15 protein-coding genes and 1 tRNA gene are annotated in these 18,856 nt (G+C 68.8%); 3 read left to right on the top strand and 13 right to left on the bottom strand.

Going from position 1 to position 18,856, the window contains the following annotated elements; genetic code table 11:
* Positions 1–69: 69 nt before the first annotated feature.
* The 9 genes from rpoB to ABD093_RS16410 all read right to left on the bottom strand — a co-directional run bounded on the left by rpoB (position 70) and on the right by ABD093_RS16410 (position 9,588).
* Complete coding sequence (gene rpoB, locus ABD093_RS16450) at positions 70–3,558, bottom strand: DNA-directed RNA polymerase subunit beta (protein WP_193116781.1); 3,489 nt, start codon at positions 3,556–3,558, stop codon at positions 70–72.
* A gap of 814 nt (positions 3,559–4,372) precedes the next feature.
* Complete coding sequence (rplL, locus tag ABD093_RS16445; protein WP_193116780.1) at positions 4,373–4,759, bottom strand: 50S ribosomal protein L7/L12; 387 nt, start codon at positions 4,757–4,759, stop codon at positions 4,373–4,375.
* A 144-nt stretch (positions 4,760–4,903) separates the two neighbouring features.
* Positions 4,904–5,419 (bottom strand): 50S ribosomal protein L10, encoded by a 516-nt coding sequence (rplJ, locus tag ABD093_RS16440; RefSeq protein WP_193116779.1) that lies wholly within the window; start codon positions 5,417–5,419, stop codon positions 4,904–4,906.
* 349 nt (positions 5,420–5,768) lie between these two features.
* Positions 5,769–6,629, bottom strand: coding sequence for a serine/threonine-protein kinase (locus tag ABD093_RS16435; RefSeq protein ID WP_193116778.1), 861 nt, complete (start codon positions 6,627–6,629; stop codon positions 5,769–5,771).
* Positions 6,630–6,778: 149 nt separating this feature from the next.
* Entirely contained in the window at positions 6,779–7,498 is a 720-nt protein-coding gene (rplA, locus tag ABD093_RS16430; protein ID WP_193116777.1) for a 50S ribosomal protein L1, read from the bottom strand.
* 4 nt (positions 7,499–7,502) lie between these two features.
* Positions 7,503–7,934 (bottom strand): 50S ribosomal protein L11, encoded by a 432-nt coding sequence (gene rplK, locus ABD093_RS16425; protein WP_193116776.1) that lies wholly within the window; start codon positions 7,932–7,934, stop codon positions 7,503–7,505.
* Between the two features lie 197 nt (positions 7,935–8,131).
* Positions 8,132–9,106, bottom strand: a complete 975-nt coding sequence (gene nusG, locus ABD093_RS16420; RefSeq protein ID WP_193116775.1) for a transcription termination/antitermination protein NusG — start codon at positions 9,104–9,106, stop codon at positions 8,132–8,134.
* Between the two features lie 73 nt (positions 9,107–9,179).
* Entirely contained in the window at positions 9,180–9,452 is a 273-nt protein-coding gene (gene secE, locus ABD093_RS16415) for a preprotein translocase subunit SecE (RefSeq protein ID WP_193116774.1), read from the bottom strand.
* Between the two features lie 63 nt (positions 9,453–9,515).
* A tRNA-Trp gene (locus ABD093_RS16410) sits at positions 9,516–9,588 on the bottom strand.
* 475 nt (positions 9,589–10,063) lie between these two features.
* Here ABD093_RS16410 and ABD093_RS16405 point away from each other — a divergent pair.
* Positions 10,064–11,308, top strand: a complete 1,245-nt coding sequence (locus ABD093_RS16405; protein WP_193116773.1) for a pyridoxal phosphate-dependent aminotransferase — start codon at positions 10,064–10,066, stop codon at positions 11,306–11,308.
* Between the two features lie 39 nt (positions 11,309–11,347).
* Complete coding sequence (locus ABD093_RS16400; RefSeq protein WP_193116772.1) at positions 11,348–12,424, top strand: adenosine deaminase; 1,077 nt, start codon at positions 11,348–11,350, stop codon at positions 12,422–12,424.
* On the opposite strand, the gene galK is transcribed toward ABD093_RS16400, so the two are convergent.
* The 4 genes from galK to ABD093_RS16380 all read right to left on the bottom strand — a co-directional run bounded on the left by galK (position 12,366) and on the right by ABD093_RS16380 (position 16,868).
* Positions 12,366–13,637, bottom strand: a complete 1,272-nt coding sequence (gene galK / locus ABD093_RS16395; RefSeq protein ID WP_343925862.1) for a galactokinase — start codon at positions 13,635–13,637, stop codon at positions 12,366–12,368. The two genes, ABD093_RS16400 and galK, sit on opposite strands and share 59 nt — an antisense overlap.
* Before the next feature lie 154 nt (positions 13,638–13,791).
* Positions 13,792–14,874, bottom strand: coding sequence for a lactonase family protein (locus ABD093_RS16390; RefSeq protein WP_343925860.1), 1,083 nt, complete (start codon positions 14,872–14,874; stop codon positions 13,792–13,794).
* 29 nt (positions 14,875–14,903) lie between these two features.
* Positions 14,904–16,349 (bottom strand): threonine/serine exporter family protein, encoded by a 1,446-nt coding sequence (locus ABD093_RS16385; protein WP_193116769.1) that lies wholly within the window; start codon positions 16,347–16,349, stop codon positions 14,904–14,906.
* 219 nt (positions 16,350–16,568) lie between these two features.
* On the bottom strand, positions 16,569–16,868 hold the full coding sequence (locus tag ABD093_RS16380; RefSeq protein ID WP_193116768.1) for a DUF3017 domain-containing protein: 300 nt from the start codon (positions 16,866–16,868) through the stop codon (positions 16,569–16,571).
* A 79-nt stretch (positions 16,869–16,947) separates the two neighbouring features.
* Here ABD093_RS16380 and ABD093_RS16375 point away from each other — a divergent pair, with 79 nt between their 5' ends.
* Positions 16,948–18,462, top strand: coding sequence for an aspartate ammonia-lyase (locus ABD093_RS16375; RefSeq protein ID WP_193116767.1), 1,515 nt, complete (start codon positions 16,948–16,950; stop codon positions 18,460–18,462).
* The last annotated feature ends 394 nt before the right edge of the window (positions 18,463–18,856 follow it).

Genomic DNA, 18,856 nt, shown 5'->3' with positions numbered 1-18,856 from the left:
GGTCGAGGGCGGGGCTCAGGGCGAGGGGAGCAGGGTCTGACTGCTCCCCTCCGCCCGAGCCCGCGTCCCTCAGACCTCTTCGATGGAGCCGACGCCCTCGTGGGGCCGGCGGGACAGGTCGATGCCGAGCTCCTCCGCAGCGCGGAAGACCTCCTCATCGCCTTCCTGAACTTCCTGGGCCGTGCCGTCGGAGGAGAGGACCTCGACGTTCAGGCACAGGGACTGCATCTCCTTGAGGAGCACGCGGAAGGATTCCGGGATCCCGGGCTCGGGGATGTTCTCGCCCTTGACGATGGCCTCGTAGACCTTCACGCGTCCGGCGATGTCGTCGGACTTGATCGTCAGGAGCTCCTGGAGGGCGTATGCGGCGCCGTAGGCCTCGAGGGCCCACACCTCCATCTCGCCGAAGCGCTGGCCGCCGAACTGGGCCTTACCGCCCAGGGGCTGCTGCGTGATCATCGAGTAGGGGCCGGTCGAGCGGGCGTGCAGCTTGTCGTCCACCAGGTGGTGGAGCTTCAGGATGTACATGTAGCCCACGGAGATCGGCTCCGGCAGCGGCTCGCCGGAGCGGCCGTCGAACAGCTGTGCCTTGCCGTTCTCCTTGACCATCCGCACGCCGTCCCGGTTGGGGCGGTGGTTGGCGATCAGTCCGGTGACCTCCTCGGCCGAGAGGCCGTCGAAGACCGGGACACCCACCGGGGTGCCGGGATCGCCATGCAGAGCGCCTTCGGGGAGCTCGGCGGCGCTCGGGTCGGTCGGATCGAGATCCCAGCCGGCCTTGGCGACCCACCCGAGGTGGGTCTCCATGACCTGGCCGATGTTCATACGACCGGGCACACCCATGGGGTTGAGGATGATGTCGACCGGGGTGCCGTCCTCGAGGAACGGCATGTCCTCGACCGGCAGGATCTTCGCGATGACGCCCTTGTTGCCGTGACGGCCGGCGAGCTTGTCACCATCGGTGATCTTGCGCTTCTGGGCCACGTAGACGCGGACCATGTCGTTGACACCGGTGGGGAGGATGTCGCCATCCTCCTCATCGTTGAAGACCTGGACACCGATGACGGTGCCGGTCTCGCCGTGGGGAACGCGCAGCGAGGTGTCGCGCACCTCGCGGGCCTTCTCGCCGAAGATCGCGCGCAGCAGGCGCTCCTCCGGGGTCAGCTCGGTCTCGCCCTTGGGGGTGACCTTGCCGACCAGGATGTCGCCGGGGTTGACCTCGGCGCCGATGCGGATGATCCCGCGCTCGTCGAGGTCGGCCAGCACGTCGTCGCCGACGTTCGGGATGTCCCGGGTGATCTCCTCACGACCCAGCTTGGTGTCGCGGGCGTCGACCTCGTGCTCCTCGATGTGGATCGAGGTGAGGACGTCGTCCTGGACCAGGCGCGAGGACAGGATGATGCCGTCCTCGTAGTTGTGACCCTCCCACGACATGAACGCGACCAGCAGGTTCTTGCCCATGGAGAGCTCGCCCTGGTCGGTCGAGGGACCGTCGGCCAGGATGGAGCCGGCCTCGACGCGGTCGCCCTCGTCGAACAGCACGCGCTGGTTGTAGGAGTTGCCGGCGTTGGAGCGCTGGAACTTCCCGATCGGGTACGTCTGACGGGTGCCGTCGTCGGCCATCACCACGATGAGGTCCGCGGACAGCTCCTCGATGACACCGGCCTTCGACGAGACGACCACGTCGCCGGCGTCGACAGCTGCGCGGCGCTCCATGCCGGTGCCGACGAGCGGCATCTCGGCCTTGAGCAGCGGCACGGCCTGGCGCTGCATGTTCGAGCCCATCAGCGCACGGTTGGCGTCGTCATGCTCGAGGAAGGGGATCATCGCGGTGGCGACGGAGACCATCTGACGTGCGGAGACGTCCATGTAGTCGACGTCGGCCGCATCGACCAGGTCGGGCTCGCCGCCGGTGAGGCGCACGAGCACCTGCTCCTCGACGAACCGGCCGTCATCGCCGATCTTCGCATTGGCCTGGGCGATGATGTGGCGATCCTCGTCGTCCGCGGTGAGGTAGACGATCTCGTCGGTGACGAGGCCCTTGTCGACCTTGCGGTACGGCGTCTCGATGAAGCCGAAGGGGTTGATGCGGGCGAAGGTCGCCAGCGAGCCGATCAGACCGATGTTCGGACCCTCAGGGGTCTCGATCGGGCACATGCGGCCGTAGTGAGACGGGTGGACGTCACGGACCTCCATGCCGGCGCGGTCGCGGGAGAGGCCGCCCGGGCCCAGTGCCGAGAGACGACGCTTGTGCGTCAGGCCCGACAGCGGGTTGTTCTGGTCCATGAACTGCGACAGCTGGGAGGTTCCGAAGAACTCCTTGATCGCCGCGGTGACGGGACGGATGTTGATCAGCGTCAGCGGGGTGATCGCCTCGACGTCCTGCGTGGTCATGCGCTCGCGGACGACGCGCTCCATGCGGGACAGGCCGGTGCGGACCTGGTTCTGGATCAGCTCGCCCACGGCGCGGATGCGACGGTTGCCGAAGTGGTCGATGTCGTCGGTCTCGACGCGGACGACCTTGCCATCCTTGCTCGAGTACTCCGAGACGCCGTCATGCAACGCGACGATGTACTTGATCGAGGCGACGATGTCCTCGAGGCGGAGGGTCGACTCGGAGAGGCTGCCCTCGAGACCGAGCTTCTTGCCGATCTTGTAGCGGCCGACCTTCGCGAGGTCGTAGCGCTTCGCGTTGAAGTAGAGGTTGTTCAGCATGGCCTCGCCCGCATCGCGCGTGGGCGGCTCGCCCGGACGCTGCTTGCGGTAGATGTCCATGAGCGCCTCGTCCTGCGAGGAGACGCGGTCCTTCTCGAGCGTGGAACGCATCGACTCGAACTCGCCGAACTCCTCGAGGATGTCCGAGTGGGACAGCCCCAGGGCCTGCAGCAGGGTCGTGACCGACTGCTTGCGCTTGCGATCGATGCGCACACCGACCTGATCGCGCTTGTCGACCTCGAACTCGAGCCAGGCACCGCGCGACGGGATGACCTTCGTGCTGAAGATGCGCTTGTCGCTGGTCTTGTCGATGCTCTCCTCGAAGTACACGCCCGGGGAGCGGACCAGCTGGGAGACGACGACACGCTCGGTGCCGTTGATGATGAACGTGCCCTTGTCGGTCATGAGCGGGAACTCGCCCATGAAGACCGTCTGGGTCTTGATCTCACCGGTCTCGTTGTTCATGAACTCCGCGATGACGTACATCGGAGCTGCGTAGGTGAGGTCCTTCTCCTTGCACTCCTCGACCGTGTACTTCGGGTCGTCGAAGGTGTGATCCCGGAAGGACAGCGACATATTGCCGGCGAAGTCCTCGATCGGGGAGATCTCCTCGAGGATGTCTGCGAGACCGGAGGTCTGCGGAACATCCTCGCGCCCGTCAGAAGCGGCCTCCTCGGCACGCTCCTTCCAGCGATCATTGCCCAGCAACCAGTCGAACGAGGTGGTCTGCAGACTCAGCAGATCAGGTACGTCGATAGGGTCGCCGAGCTTCGCGAAGGTGACGCGAGGAGAGGCGGTACGAAGTGCGATGTCAGTAGTGCGATCGGTGCTCGAGGCAGCCAAGGGGGGTCCTTCCACAGGCCGATGACGGAATCCCAGGCGCGGCGAACACCCGTCAAGGGTTATGGAGCAGGCACAGACTGTCAGGACAGCAGAACCCACGGGCGACGCACAGCGCAAGGAACGAGCATACACAAATACGCGGATGGACACAACAGTCGCGATGCGACGAGTCCATCCACGTCGGCCGATATATGCCTGGCGTAGAAGTTCTGCCGGTGCTTCCTGCCCGTCTGGCTCGACCGGCCCTCGCGAGCTCGGCTCAGCGGGACACATGCGGCAGGAACAGCTCCGTACGCCGAACAGGATGGACGGAATTTCCTCCGGAGTCAAGCACTGGGGGCTCTCCCCGGGGTGTCGCGGCACGTCGCAGCGCTGTTCACGGGTCGCCCTCGCCGGTCTCCTGACGGATCCGCGGGCCGCCCGACGTCGTCCCGGGCGATGGTCGAGAGGTGCTGCCGGCGGCATCGATGCCGCCGTGCCGCTCCCCCGGAGCCGGCGGAGCGCCAGGCGCGTCGCCTCGGATCTTCCGGCTGTGGGCTGGCCGGTGCGTCGAGGATGACGGTCTGCGGCATAGGACACATCGCCCTGCGTCGCTCTGGGCGGTACCGCTCGTCACGGCGGGGCCTCCCCGTCGGCGGACACGTGCCGATTCTCAACGCCCGGGACAGCAGAGACACCCGGGGACGGCAACGTCGCCCGGGGCAGCAGAGACACCCGGGGACAGCAGAAGGGCCGTCCCGCAGATGCGGGACGGCCCTTCAGGAGCAGTGCGACTGCCATCAAGCGGGGCGCTCACCGGGGCGAGCGCCACGAATCACTTGACGGAGACGGTCGCGCCGGCCTCCTCGAGCTTCGCCTTGGCAGCCTCGGCGTCGTCCTTCTTGACAGCCTCGAGGACAGCCTTGGGAGCCTCGTCGACGAGCGCCTTGGCCTCCTTCAGACCGAGGGAGGTGAGGCCGCGCACCTCCTTGATGACGGCGATCTTCGCAGAACCGGCCGACTCGAGAACGACGTCGAACTCGTCCTTCTCCTCCTCTTCGACAGCCTCGCCACCGGCGGCGCCGCCGGCAGCGGCGACGGCCACGGGGGCAGCAGCGGTGACGTCGAAGACGTCCTCGAACTGCTTCACGAACTCGGAGAGCTCGATGAGGGACATTTCCTTGAAAGCTTCGATGAGCTCGTCGTTGCTGAGCTTAGCCATGGTGGCGTTCCTTCCTATGGTCGGGACCTGGGTCCCTGCGGTATCGGTGGCGCACACGCGCCTGGTCTAGCAGTCCGGTCTCCCATGAGGGATTCCGGGGGACAGCGCCGAGGCCGTGAGGAGTGAGGCCGGAGCCTCGGATCCTCAGGCTTCTTGCTTGGCCCGCAGCGCGTCCACGGTGCGTGCTGCCTTCGACAGCGGCGCCGCAAACGTGGCGGCGGCCTTGGACATCGATGCCTTCATGGCACCGGCGGCCTTGGCCAGCAGGACCTCGCGGGACTCGAGGTCCGCAAGCTTCTGGACGTCCTCCTTCGAGAGCACAGTGCCCTCGAAGTAACCGGACTTGATCACGAGCTGCTCGTGGGTCTTGGCGAAGTCACGCAGGGCCTTGGCGGGCCCCACCGGCTCACCCTTGATGAACGCGATAGCGGTCGGACCGCTGAGCGTGCCATCGAAGGCCGTGATGCCGGCCTCGCGGGCGGCGATCTCGGTGAGCGTGTTCTTCACCACGGCGTAAGTGGTCTCGGAACCCAACGAGCGGCGAAGCTCCTTGAGATCCCCCACGCTGAGCCCGCGATACTCGGTGATGACAGCGGCGTCGGACTCGCGGAACAGGTCCGCGATCTCCGAGACGGCATCAACCTTTTCGGGGTTAGCCATGGCCCTCCTTCCAGAGGTCTCTCGCCACCGGGTGAAGAAGTCCTGGACACAGGAAAGGCCTCGACACGCAAGTGTCGAGGCCTCGATCGCACGAGATCCCCATACCCCGGAGGGCACCGGCCGGGGCCGGACTGGGGCGACCGTACGACAGTCGCTTCTTCACCTGCGCAGGCCATCCCTGACGGGATCTCTTCGGTCGCTCTCGGGGTCGAGCGCGACAACCGGCGGTCTTCGGTATGTCCAGAGTAGACCACAGAAGCGGTCCGACGCCATGGGAGAGCCGGCGGTCTGTGTCACATCTGGGCACCCGGGCGCGAGCACTCAGCCTCATCGCTCCGTCGCCCTCCTCTCAGCGGGCGGAGCGACGGGCAGCACACCAGGCCGCAGCCAACTCGCGGACCGTGCCGAAGCGCTCCCTGCATACCGGCCGCGTCGCGCGGTCGACCACCTCGGCCGCCTCCGCTCCCCCGCAGAACTGCGCGAGATCCTCGGTCAGTCCGGTCCCGACATGGCGCACCAGCCGCCCGAGGGTGAACACGGTGGTGCGTGCGTCCAACGGAGCGCCCAGCTCGAACTCCTCGGGAGCCATGAAACGGCTCGACCCGAACATGCGGCCCATGTCGTTGACGGAGGCGCCGCGCCGATAGGTGTCGAGATCGATCAGGGTGAGGCGCCCCGCCGCCAGGTCCACCATGAGGCAGCCGTCGTAGAGGTCGCAGGCCACCCACCCGGCCGATTCCAGCGCGACGTGAGCGTCGAGCAGCTGGTCCAGGACCTCCAGCCGCAGCTCGGCGGACGCGGTGGCGAAGCGTCGGTACGGCGACGTCGGATCCTCGCGCTGCGCGGACGGGACGCCGACCAGCTCACCCGGCGCCCGATCGTAGACAAGGGCAGGGCCGTCCGCCGTCTCGATCACCGAGCGCAGGCGGGCGAGGACCGGATGCTCGACGCTGCGTGCGAGCTCCACGGCGGAGCGCAGCAGCCTGACGCGACCGGCGTGGTCGAGATACTGAACCGTAGCGCCGGCCGGTGGCGGCGCGTGGGTCCCCGCGGTCTTCACGAAGAGGTCGCCCTCTCCAGTCCTGACCAGCCAGGAGATGTTGCCGGAGTCCTGGGTGAGGTGGTCGTACCGCGCCAGGACCTCCCCCGCTGAGAGCACGAGGTGCTCCGCGGTCAGGTGGGTGCGTGTCAGTGAGAGCAGATCGATCACCGGGCCACCGTAGCGGTCGACGCGGCCCGTAGCTGGTGCGCGGCCCGCGACTGTCGACGCGGCACCGCTCAGCTCGAACACGACGACACCCCGCCCACCGTGAGGTGGACGGGGCGTCGAGATGCACCGCCGGAGGCGACCGCTGAGGATCAGGCCTCGTCGGTCTCCTCGAGGAGGTTGCGCGTGCGGTTCACGTCGATCGCGATGCCCGGGCCCATGGTGGTGGACACGGTGATCTTCTCGATGTAGCGGCCCTTCGAGGAGGACGGCTTCAGACGGAGGATCTCGTCGAGCGCGGCGACGTAGTTCTCGGCCAGCTGCTGGTCGGAGAACGACACCTTGCCGACGATGTAGTGCAGATTGGCTGCACGGTCGGTGCGGAACTCGATCTTGCCGCCCTTGATGTCGGAGACGGCCTTGGCCGTGTCCATCGTGACCGTGCCGGTCTTCGGGTTCGGCATGAGGCCGCGGGGGCCGAGCACGCGGCCCAGCTTGCCGACCTTGCCCATCAGGTTCGGCGTGGCCACGGCCGCGTCGAAGTCGGTCCACCCGCCGGCGACCTTCTCGATGAGCTCGTCGTCGCCGACCTCGTCGGCGCCTGCCTCGAGAGCGGCCTCGGCCTGCGCACCCGTCGCGAAGACGATCACGCGGGCCGTCTTGCCGGTGCCGTTGGGCAGGTTGACGGTGCCGCGCACCATCTGATCCGCCTTGCGGGGATCGACGCCCAGGCTCATCGCGACCTCGACGGACGCGTCGAACTTCGCGGGAGAGGTCTTCTGCGCCAGTCGGAGAGCGTCCAGCGGCGCGTACGCGCGGCCCTCTTCGATCTTGGCAGCGTTGTCCTTGTAACCCTTGCTACGGAAACCCATATCGTCAGCCCTCCACCGTGATGCCCATGGAACGAGCGGTACCGGCGACGATCTTCGACGCGGCCTCCATGTCGTTCGCGTTCAGATCAGGCATCTTCGTCTCCGCGATCTCGCGGACCTGAGCCTGGGTGATCTTTCCGACCTTGTCGGTGTGCGGCGTCGCGGAGCCCTTCTGAAGGCCAGCGGCCTTCTTGATGAGCTCAGCGGCCGGCGGGGTCTTCGTGATGAAGGTGAACGAGCGATCCTCGTAGACCGTGATCTCGACCGGGACGATGTTGCCACGCTGATCGGCGGTGCGATCGTTGTAGGCCTTCACGAACTCCATCATGTTCACGCCGGCAGCGCCGAGCGCGGGACCCACGGGCGGCGCAGGTGTGGCCTGGCCGGCCTGGATCTGGAGCTTGATGACGCTCGCGATCTTCTTCTTGGGAGCCATTGCTCTTCCTCATTCTGTCGTGGTTCGGGCAGAACTCATCATGCGTTCCTCCCACTGCAGGACCTCAGTCGCCCGAAGGCGGAAACAGGTCCGATGCGACGCTACCTGCACGTCGCGTCGGCGTCGACCGGGATCAAGGGTGATCCTGGTCGTATTCCCCCGGCCCGAAGGCCGCGGCGCCGATCAGTTCTGGGGGATCAGATCTTGGCGACCTGATCGAAGGCGAGCTCGACGGGAGTCTCGCGGCCGAAGATCGACACGAGGACCTGCAGCTTCTGCGACTCCGTGTGGATCTCGGAGATCGAGGCCGGCATGGTCTCGAAGGGCCCGTCCATGACCGTGACGGATTCACCGACCTGGAAGTCGGGCATCTTCTGTGCGGTCGACTTCGCCGGGGTGCCCCCGGTGGAGCGCTTCTTCTCGGGCAGGCCGACGGACGGCTCGAGCATCGAGTAGATCTCGTCGAAGTTCAGCGGGGTGGGCTCTGTGGCGTTGCCGACGAATCCGGTCACACCCGGGGTGTCGCGCACGACTCGCCAGGACTCCGTGGTCAGGTCCATGCGCACCAGCACGTAGCCGGGGATGCGCACTCGGCGGACGATCTTCTTCTGGCCGTTCTTGACCTCGGTCGCGTCCTCCATCGGGACCTGGACCTCGAAGATGTAGTCCTCCATGTCCTGAGTCTCGGTACGCGTCGCGAGCTGCGTCTTCACGCGGTTCTCGTGACCGGAGTAGGAATGGATGACGTACCACTCGCCGAGCGCGGAGCGCAGGTGCATCTTGAGCTGGAGGAGCGGGTCCTCCTCGGAGTCGTCGGACTCCTCAGAATCGCCGGACTCGTCGGAGTCTGCGGGCTCGACGCCCTCGGAGTCGTCGGCCTCGACGGCGGCAGAATCGCCTGCCTCCGTGGTGGAGGGCTCCACGTCGTCGGCCTGCTCGGCATCGTCGCCCTGCTCGGCGGAGTCCGTCAGCTCGGCATCGTCCGTCTGCTCGGAATCTGCCTGCTCGACGTCATCGGCGCCCTCGAGGGAGCTGCCCTCGGCGCTCTGCGACTCGAGGTCGGACGCGGCACCCTCGGGTGCCGCCGTCTCGGCCTGGGGCGACGACGAGAACGACAGGGAGTCGTCGACGTCCTGGTAGGGCTCTTCGGGGGATGAGGTCTGATCGCTCATCAGCGGGAACCTGCCTTCCTGGCGGCTGTGGGACTGATCGGGCACGGTGCGGCGTACGACGGCACGGCCGGACTCAGAGTCCCGCGCCGGGATCCGTGAAAGCGATCCGGGACAGCCAGCTGAATGCGGCGTCGAGGCCGAAGATCAACAGGATCATCACGATGACGAACGCGAGGACGATGGCCGAGTACGAGACCAGCTCCTTGCGGGTCGGGACGACGACCTTCTTGAGCTCTGCGATGACCTGGCGGACGAACAGACCGATGGCCACGAACGGGTTCCGGGACCCGGTGCCCGGCGCTTCGCCACTGGTGGGCGTCGACGGGGCGTTCTGGCTGGAATTCACGTCTGAGCTGTCCGATCTCGTCGAGGTCAACCGCATCCGATCGGGTGAACCCGATCGGACCGGCAGGGCAGACAGGGCTCGAACCTGCAACCTGCGGTTTTGGAGACCGCTGCGCTACCAATTGCGCCACTGCCCTTCACGAGGGAGAACCCTCGAGAGGTTGATCTGCGGAGCCGTTGCCGACATCCGCTCTTCTGACCAGCGACCAGCATACAAGCCGTGAGGACCTGGTGCGAATCCGCTGGCGGCAGATCACATCGACTCCTGCACGGCCCTGGGACCTGCCCGATGCCGACCGGAGTCGAGAGTACCCCCTCCGAGACCGTCCGACGTCCGCATCGCGATCCCCTGGGACCTCACATGATGCCTTTTCCGGCGTTTCTGGCCTTTCCTGGGCTGTTCTCGCCGTTCTGAGCTGCCCTGGGCTGTCCTGGGCCGTTCTGGGCTGTTCTGGGCTGTTCTGGGCAGTTCTCGGCGGTCCTGGGCCTCCCTTAGGGCGTTCCGAGCCGCTCACAGCCCGTCAGGCTGCGCACGCGGGCCGATCGCCCGGAGCAGGTGTCCGCTGGCGGGTCGATCTGGCAGAGAGACGAGACCTCTGCCACGATAGGCGGGTGACCACCGACGACGCATCCCCCGCCACCAGCACCGCCCAGACCGCCGAGCGCGCCCGCATCTCGACGCGGATCGGCTCGATCGCTCCCTCTGCGACCCTCGCGGTCGACGCCACCGCGAAAGCTCTGAAGGCGGCCGGCCGTCCCGTGATCGGCTTCGGTGCCGGCGAGCCCGACTTCCCGACGCCGCAGCACATCGTCGACGCCGCGATCGAGGCCGCGTCCGTCCCGGCGAACCATCGCTACTCCCCCACCGGTGGCCTTCCGGAGCTGCGTCTGGCCCTCGCCGAGACGGTCTCGAGGTCGACCGGGCTCGCGATCGAGCCGACGCAGGTGCTGGTCACCAACGGCGGCAAGCAGGCCGTGTACCAGACCTTCGCAACGCTGCTGGACCCGGGCGACGAGGTCCTGCTGCCGGCCCCGTACTGGACCACCTACCCCGAGGCGATCCGCCTGGCGGGGGCCACCGAGGTGCCGGTCCTGGCCGGAGTCGACCAGGGCTACGTGCCCACGATCGAGCAGCTCGAGGCGGCACGCACCGAGCGCACCCGCGCGATCCTGATCTGCTCCCCCTCGAACCCGACGGGCGTGGTGCTCACGGCGGAGCAGCTGCGCGAGGTGGGCCGCTGGGCCCATGAGCACGGGATCTGGGTGGTCACCGACGAGATCTACCAGCACCTCACCTACGACGGGGTGCCGTTCACGTCGATCCTCGCCGAGGTCCCCGAGCTCGCGGAGACCACGGTGCTGCTGGGCGGCGTGGCGAAGTCCTTCGCGATGACCGGCTGGCGCGTGGGCTGGATGGTGGGCCCCAAGGACGTCATCGCTGCGGCGAGCAACCTCCAGTCCCACCTCACCTCGCACGTGAACAACATCGCCCAGCGCGCCGCGATCGCCGCGGTGACCGGGCCGATGGAGCCGGTCGACGCCATGCGCGAGGCCTTCGACCGCCGCCGACGCACCATGGTCGAGAAGCTCTCCGCCGTTCCGGGCTTCACCGTCCCCACGCCCACCGGCGCGTTCTACGCCTTCCCGGACGTCTCCGGCGCGCTGGGACGGGAGATCCGCGGCACGACGGTCTCCACCTCGGTCGAGCTGGCCGCCGTGATCCTGCAGGAGGCCGAGGTCGCAGCGGTCCCGGGCGAAGCATTCGGCGCTCCCGGGCACCTGCGGTTCTCCTACGCCCTCAACGATGACGAGCTCGCCGAGGGCATCGACCGTGTGGCGGCCCTGCTCTCCGAGTGAGGCCGTGCGCCGCGGCCCACGGCGCGAGGTGACACCACGATGAGCTCCGCCTTCCCGGCGAGCCCTGGCCGTGACCTCGCGGCGCTGCCCAAGGCGCATCTCCACCTGCACTTCACGGGGTCGATGCGCCCGTCGACGCTGCGTCAGCTCGCCGAGGAGCGGGGCATCCGGCTGCCGCGGTCCCTCACCGACGACGTCGCCCTGCAGGTGGAGCCGACGCGGCGCGGCTGGTTCCGCTTCCAGCGGCAGTACGACGCGGCGCGCGCCGTGGTCGACTCCGAATCGGCGATGCGGCGCATCGTCCACGAGGCGGCGCTCGACGATGCGGCGGAGGGCTCCGGACGGCTCGAGCTGCAGGTCGACCCGACCAGCTATGCACCCTTCGTCGGCGGGCTCACCCCTGCCCTCGAGATCGTCGTGGACCAGGCGACGCGCTCCGAGGCGGAGACCGGTGTGAGCATCGGCCTCATCGTCGCCGCTTCCCGGACACGACATCCGCTCGATGCCCGGACCCTCGCGCGCCTCGCGGCCCGGCATGCGGGCCGCGTCATCGGCTTCGGCCTGTCCAACGACGAGCGCCGCGGCGTGACCGCCGAGTACGGGCCAGCCTTCACGATCGCCCGTCGGGCCGGACTGCTCTCGGTCCCGCACGGGGGCGAGCTGCTGGGCCCGACCCACGTCGAGGACGTCGTGGAGCATCTGGCGCCGACCCGGCTCGGGCACGGGGTGCGCGCGGCCGACGACCCGGAGCTGCTGGACCGGATCGTGGAGGCCGGCATCGGGCTCGAGGTGTGCCCCGCCTCCAACGCCTCGCTCGGTGTGGTCGCCGACCCCGCCGACATCCCGCTGCGCCAGCTGGTCGACGCCGGCGCCCAGATCGCGCTCGGCGCCGACGATCCGCTGCTGTTCGGATCACGCCTGGTGGACCAGTACGAGACCGCACGGGCCATCGGCTTCAGCGATGCCGAGCTCGCGGGCCTCGCCGCCTCCTCGATCAGGATCTCCGCCGCGGACGAGACGACGAAGCACCGGCTCCTGGCCGGCGTGGAGGACTGGCTCAGCGGTCCTGTCCAGCACCCTCCGACGGCAGGGCGAGGAAGAACTCCGGCGCCGTGAACCCGCGCTCGGAGAAGGCGGCGGCGATGGCCGTGGCCACGTGCTCCGCCTGGTCCGCCTCGACGAGGGCGATCGTGGAGCCACCGAAGCCACCACCGGTCATGCGGGCGCCGTGGGCACCCGCCTGGCGTGCGGCGTCGACCGCCGTGTCGAGCTGAGGGACGGTCACCTCGTAGTCGTCGCGCAGCGAATCGTGCGAGGCGTTCAGCAGGTCCCCGAGCTCCCGGACGTTATCCCGCACGGTGCCCGCGGCGAGCAGTGCATCGAAGTCCTTCACCCGCTGGATCTCGCTGATCGCGTGGCGGGCACGTCGGCGCACGACCTCGTCCTCCAGGCTCGCCGGCAGCGTGTCGAGCTGGGCGGCATCCGCGTCGCGGAGCGTCGCCACGCCCAGGGCGGCGGCGGCGCGCTCGCTGTCTGCCCGTCGGGCCGTGTACTCGCCATCGACGTGGGAGTGCTCGGCGCGGGTATCGGTGATCAGCAGCGCGAGTCCCTGGGAGGCGAGGTCCCACGGGACCGCGCGGGTCGAGAAGTCGCGGCAGTCCAGGAACAGCGCATGCCCGGCGCGCGAGAGCACCGAGGCGGACTGGTCCAACCCTCCGGTCGAGGCACCGGCGAAGTCGGTCTCGGCCGTGATCGCGGCGCGGACCCGCTGAAGAGGCGTGGTGCCCAGCGACAGCAGGGCCTCGATCGCCTCCGCCGCGGAGCACTCGAGAGCGGCGGAGCTGGAGAGCCCGGCGCCGAGCGGCACCTGGCCGTCGATCATGATGTCCATGCCCTGGGTGGTGGCACCGGAGATGTGCGCCCGCAGCGCCCACAGCACCCCGGCCACATACGCGGGCCAGCCGTCGACGGCCCCGGGCTCGAGGTCGCCGGCATGGATCTCCAGGACCTGGTCGTCCTGGGCGGACCGCAGGCGGACGAGGTCGGTGGGCGTGCGCGCGGCGGCCGCGAAGCACCGATGGGAGATCGCCATCGGCAGGCACAGGCCGTCCTGGTAGTCGACGTGCTCGCCGATGATGTTCACGCGTCCCGGGGCGGACCACACACCGTCGGGGGCGTAGCCGAACGACTCGGCGAACAGCGACTCGACTCGCTCGGCGGCCTCACCGCGATCCGGCGCCGAGGACAGCGTCACGGCAGGGGTCGCGGTGACCGGGGCGCCAGAGCGTCCGGTGTCTGCGGCGGCGCCGGCGTCTGCGGCAGTGGTCATGGTGTTCCTCCCGAACGGTCGAAGGCCGGCGCACGGGGCAGAGCCCCATGGCAACATCCGGCACGGCGTCAGCGAGTCTAACCGTCAGCGCGACAAGAGCGCAGATCAGTTCTTCAGGACGGGCGGCGGAGCCGCGCCAGGAACCAGCGGGACCTCAGGGACGCACGGCGAGGCAGGACACCGACGGGGCGGGGATCGGGTCCGCGGCGATCGAGAGAGTCTCGTCCTTCCGCCGCAGCACATCGATGCGATCGCCCTCCTGGGCCGCCACCAGGACCAGATCTCCCAGCTGCGTGAAGTGGCGGGGATGGGCACCCACCTCGATCTCGGCGACGATCTGCGGTCGCATCATCGTCAGCGACAGCAGGGAGATCGTGTCCGGTCCGCGGTTGGCGACCAGCAGCATCCCGTCATCGTCGGCGAGCTCGATATGGGAGAGCGCGTTGTCCCCCTCCCGGCCGCTGGCCGGGATCATGGAGCGCACGCTCCAGCTCAGCGCGGTTCCGTTCAGCGCGGTCGGTGCCGTGCGCGAGGTCTCCACGGACCGTCGTGCCGCCGTGGCCACCATCCCGGAGAGCTCGCAGGAGATGTGCAGCTGCTCGGACTCGTGGTCCGGCGCGAGATGCCGAGGCCCGCTCCCCCTGCTCAGAGGGATCTCGCCGGTCAGGCCCATCTGGCCGGCCGAGTCCTGCCGGTAGAGGAACACGCGGTCCAGGCCGAGATCCGGCACCGCCAGCGCCTCGGTGCCGGGCAGGGCGACCACCTGGTGCGGGTGGGGATCCTGCCCCTCGCTGCGGTCGTGGTGGTCGTCGACGTCGATGAGCTCGACCGGCACACCGTCGTCGTCCAGGCGCACGGTCTCCACGGTGCCCGAGCCGTAGTCGGCGACCAGCAGGGTCCCCGCGCTGCGCCCCGGAGCCAAGTGACAGCCGCCCGATCCGTCCAGCGCGAGGTCACCGACGATCTCCGCCGAGGAGCCGTCGGCCGTGATCCGGACGGCGACGACTCGCGTCGGGGACGTCTCCAGCACCGCGTAGAGCAGAGAGCCGTCGGCGCTCCAGAGCACGAAGGACGGATCCGGCAGATCGACCGTGGCGAGCCGCTCCACGGTCGGCGCCGTGCCGGAAGGACCGCCTGCGTCGTGGCCCGTGGTGAGCCTCAGCAGCTCGAGCCCCGGGCCGCGGCCGCTGCCGCTGCGTGAATAGCCGCCGGCGGCGATCAGTGCGGATGTGCTCATGGGGTCTCCTCGGGATCGGTTCGCGGTCCCTAGCCGTCCGACGGAGGGTCGAGGTCATCGAGCTCGTCGAAGAGGGCGGGCGACAGCGCTGTCATCTCGCCCGTCATCGTAGACGGCTCGACCACCGGAGTGCCGGTGCGACGCCGGAAGCTGCGCGATCCCATCGTGAGCCGACGACGGCGCAGCGTGGTGAACGGCAGGGAGATGCTCGGGGTGTAGGCGATGTCGCTGCGGCGGAAGTACGGCAGGATGCGCGAGGCCAGCAGCTGGCCGAGCACGGCTCCGGCGGCGATGCCCACGGCGATCTCACCCGCCCCGAACAACTCGCTGGCGCCGGAGCTGACGTCGTCCCCCAGCCCCAGGAGTCCCCGGTAGATGAGGCTGCCGGGCACCAGCGGGATGATCCCGCCCATCACGAAGAGCAGGGTCGGCACCCGCAGGCGGTCCCCGAGCACCACCGCGATCAGCCCGGTGAAGAGCCCGGCGAGCGTCACCGCGTACAGACGCTCCATGAACAGCCCGGTGACGAGGTGGGAGATCAGCGCCGAGATCAGCGCGACCAGCGCCATCCAGGGGAGCACCTTCCACGGCACCTGGGTGCCCACGCCGAAGCCGATCCCCATCCCGATGCCGGAGACCACCACCCACAGCACGGTGATCAGGGAGATCGGGATCGAGGCGCTCACGGAGATGTCCGCGCCGATCGCTTCGGCCAGCAGCATTCCGCCCCGCACCCCGGCGACGAGGCCCACGGTGAGCATGAGAGTCTCCAGGATGCGGCCGGCTGCGGTCACGTACCAGCCGGTCACGGCGTCCTGCACCGCGGCGATCGAGGAGAGGCCGCACAGCTGCACGATGATGCAGGAGACCACGACGATCGAGGAGTTCACGGCCGGGTTGATGAGGTGCACGGCCAGTGCGGCACCCACGGCGAGGAAGCCGCCGATCGCCTGTCCGTAGAAGGGCGGGATGTGCTTGCGGGCCAGGAACTCCCCGGAGGCGATCAGCAGTCCCGCCGCGAACGTCGCGGCGACCACCACGAGGGATCCCGCTCCGAAGCTGAGCGCCGCGGAGCCGCCCATCACGGCGAAGCCGAGCACCACCAGCGGGAGTTTGTACAACGGGGGCGACTGGACCACGGCGCCCGCCATCCGTCGGGCCTCCTCGAGCGGGAACTCGCCGGAGATATAGCCGTGCGTGATGTCCTCATAGGCCGCCAGACGGGCGAAGTCCTGGACGCGTGCCGCGGCGGAGCGCACTCTCGTGAACGGGGTGGCCCCCTCGTCCTCGAGGTACGAGATGACGACTTCGTCGAAGGTCACCTGCACGGAGACGTTGCGCAGTCCCGACGAGCTGGTGATCCGCAGAACGGTCGCCGTCACCTCGGAGGCGGCCGCTCCGTTCGTGAGCAGGCCTTCTCCGATCCTCATGGCGAGGTCGAACACGGCATGGAGCCGGATGGAATCGGTGGGCACGAGATGATCGTGCCACACGGGGGATCATGGAAAACAGCGCTCGGCGACCTGGCACTCGTCACACTCCGCGGCAGGGGCCCGAGACGACAACCGACGAGGTCGCACGGGGGCCTTCGAGGCGTCGCGGAGGGGTGGCGTCGGGGCCTGGAGTGGTGTCCGAAAGGGCCCTGCGGAAGGGGTCCGGGGGCGCCTCAGAGGGGGTGCCTCAGAGGGGGTGCCTCAGAGATTGGGCGAGACGGACAGCACACCCAGGCCGATCGCCAGCAGTGCGAGCACCCCGGCGTCCACGCCCCGGGACCGTACCGCGAGGGCTCCGACCGCCCGGACCGGCAGCACGGCGCGGAGCAGTGCGAGCAGGCCCAGCAGCACCGCGAACAGGAGCCCTGCCAGCGGCGCACCCACCACGATCCCCGTGATGATGATCGCCGCGACGGCGGGCAGCGTCAGCACCAGCACGACCTGGCGTCGGCAGGCCGCGCCGACGGAGAAGGGCGATCGTTCATCGGGCACGGGGCCCATGCTACGGGTCGGTCCCGGCTACGCTGGCCGTGGCCGGCAACGACGTCGGCCATCAGAGCGACCTGGAGGACTCCTTCACATGACCAGCCCCGGTTCGACGCCCGGCACCGCGACCCGTTCCGAGCATGATCTGCTCGGCGACCGCGACGTCCCCGCCGACGCCTATTACGGCATCCAGACCCTGCGCGCGCAGGAGAACTTCCACATCACGGACCTTCCCCTGAGCCACTTCCCGCGTTTGATCGAGGCGCTGGCCCAGGTCAAGCGGGCCACGGCCCGCGCCAATCACGGGCTCGGCGCACTCGACGACGAGCGGGCGGCAGCCATCGAGCAGGCCTGCACGGAGATCGTCGGCGGCGAGCTCCACGAGCACTTCGTCGTGGACATGATCCAGGGAGGTGCCGGCACCAGCACCAACATGAACGCCAACGAGGTGATCGCCAACCGCGGACTGGAGATCCTGGGCAGGCAGAAGGGCGAGTACGAGCACCTGCACCCCAACAACCACGTCAATCTCGCGCAGTCCACGAACGACGTGTACCCCACGTCCCTGCGCCTGGGGATCCTGCTGACCTTCCCGGCGCTGGTGGAGTCGATGGACCACCTGATCACCACTCTCCGCGCCAAGGGCGCGGAGTACTCCCGGGTGCTGAAGATGGGCCGTACGCAGATGCAGGACGCGGTCCCGATGACCGTGGGCCAGGAGTTCAACGCCTGGGCCACCACCATCGAGGAGGACGTCGTGCGCCTCACCCGAACCGCGGCCGCGTTCCAGGAGATCAACCTCGGGGCGACCGCGATCGGTACCGGCATCACCACCGATCCCCGCTACGCACAGCTCGCCACCCAGGAGCTCTCCGACCTCACCGGGATCGATTTCGTGGTCTCCGCCGATCTGGTCGAGGCCACCAGCGACACCGGCGCCTTCGTGACCTTCTCAGGGATCCTGCGCCGCATCGCCGTCAAGATCTCGAAGATCTGCAACGACCTGCGGCTGCTCTCCTCCGGCCCTCGGGCCGGCTTCCACGAGATCAACCTGCCCGCGGTGCAGCCGGGCAGCTCGATCATGCCGGGCAAGGTGAACCCGGTGATCCCCGAGGTCGTCAACCAGGTCGCCTTCGAGGTCATCGGCAACGACCTCACGGTGGCCTTCGCCGCGGAGGGCGGCCAGCTGCAGCTGAACGCCTTCGAGCCGGTGATCGCCTTCAACATCCTCGAGTCCACCCGCATCATGACGCGGGCGATGAACACCCTGGCCGATCGCTGCATCGCCGGGATCACGTTGAACGAGGACACCCTGGAGGACAACCTGCGCCGCTCGATCGGCGTGGTCACCGCGCTGGTGCCGGTGATCGGCTACGCCGCCGCCACCGACGTCGCCTCGACGGCTCTGGAGACCGGTCGCCCGGTCGCCGACCTGGTGCTCGAGCGGGGCCTGCTGGACGAGAGCCGGCTCAAGTCGCTGCTCTCCCCCGAGTCGATGACCAGCCCGCATCGCGCGACCCCCACCGGCACCATGCCCGATCTGTCGAACGAATGGCTGGACTCCGGGGAGATCACGCGGCTCCCCCTCGAGCCCGACACCGAGGGCTGAGCGCGCCCTCGAAATCCGGACACGGCGCCCCTCATCCTCCGAGTCGGACGATGAGGGGCGCCTCTCGTGCAGGACGGGCCGCCGTCTCGTCCAAGATCGGCAGTCGTCTCGTCCGAGATCGGCAGTCGTCTCGTCCAGGACAGGCAGCCTTCCGATTCCCCCGAAACGGCCCACCAGCGCCACGAACCCGAGGAATCCGGCGCCGTCCGCGACGCAACCGGGACACCGCCACCCCACGAGTCACCGATTCCCTCGAAACGGCCCACCAGCGCCACGAATCCGAGGAATCCGCGACGGCCGCGACTGCGGATGCGGTTACGGAACCAAGCTCGGCTCCGCTTGGCTCGGCTCCGCTTGGCTCGGCTTGGCTCGGCTCGGCTTGGCTCGGCTTGGC

Source organism: Brachybacterium tyrofermentans, assembly GCF_039526165.1.
In the GTDB taxonomy this organism is placed as follows: domain Bacteria; phylum Actinomycetota; class Actinomycetes; order Actinomycetales; family Dermabacteraceae; genus Brachybacterium; species Brachybacterium tyrofermentans.
This window is presented reverse-complemented; position numbering and strand designations above follow the sequence as displayed.

Excerpts from the sequence above, each read along its gene's own strand:
- rplL (WP_193116780.1), bottom strand. The coding sequence starts at position 4,759 with ATGGCTAAGCTCAGCAACGACGAGCTCATCGAAGCTTTCAAGGAAATG.
- ABD093_RS16375 (WP_193116767.1), top strand. The coding sequence starts at position 16,948 with ATGACCAGCCCCGGTTCGACGCCCGGCACCGCGACCCGTTCCGAGCAT.
- ABD093_RS16400 (WP_193116772.1), top strand. The coding sequence starts at position 11,348 with ATGAGCTCCGCCTTCCCGGCGAGCCCTGGCCGTGACCTCGCGGCGCTG.
- rplA (WP_193116777.1), bottom strand. The coding sequence starts at position 7,498 with ATGGGTTTCCGTAGCAAGGGTTACAAGGACAACGCTGCCAAGATCGAA.
- galK (WP_343925862.1), bottom strand. The coding sequence starts at position 13,637 with ATGACCACTGCCGCAGACGCCGGCGCCGCCGCAGACACCGGACGCTCT.
- ABD093_RS16390 (WP_343925860.1), bottom strand. The coding sequence starts at position 14,874 with ATGAGCACATCCGCACTGATCGCCGCCGGCGGCTATTCACGCAGCGGC.
- rplJ (WP_193116779.1), bottom strand. The coding sequence starts at position 5,419 with ATGGCTAACCCCGAAAAGGTTGATGCCGTCTCGGAGATCGCGGACCTG.
- rplK (WP_193116776.1), bottom strand. The coding sequence starts at position 7,934 with ATGGCTCCCAAGAAGAAGATCGCGAGCGTCATCAAGCTCCAGATCCAG.
- ABD093_RS16380 (WP_193116768.1), bottom strand. The coding sequence starts at position 16,868 with ATGGGCCCCGTGCCCGATGAACGATCGCCCTTCTCCGTCGGCGCGGCC.
- nusG (WP_193116775.1), bottom strand. The coding sequence starts at position 9,106 with ATGAGCGATCAGACCTCATCCCCCGAAGAGCCCTACCAGGACGTCGAC.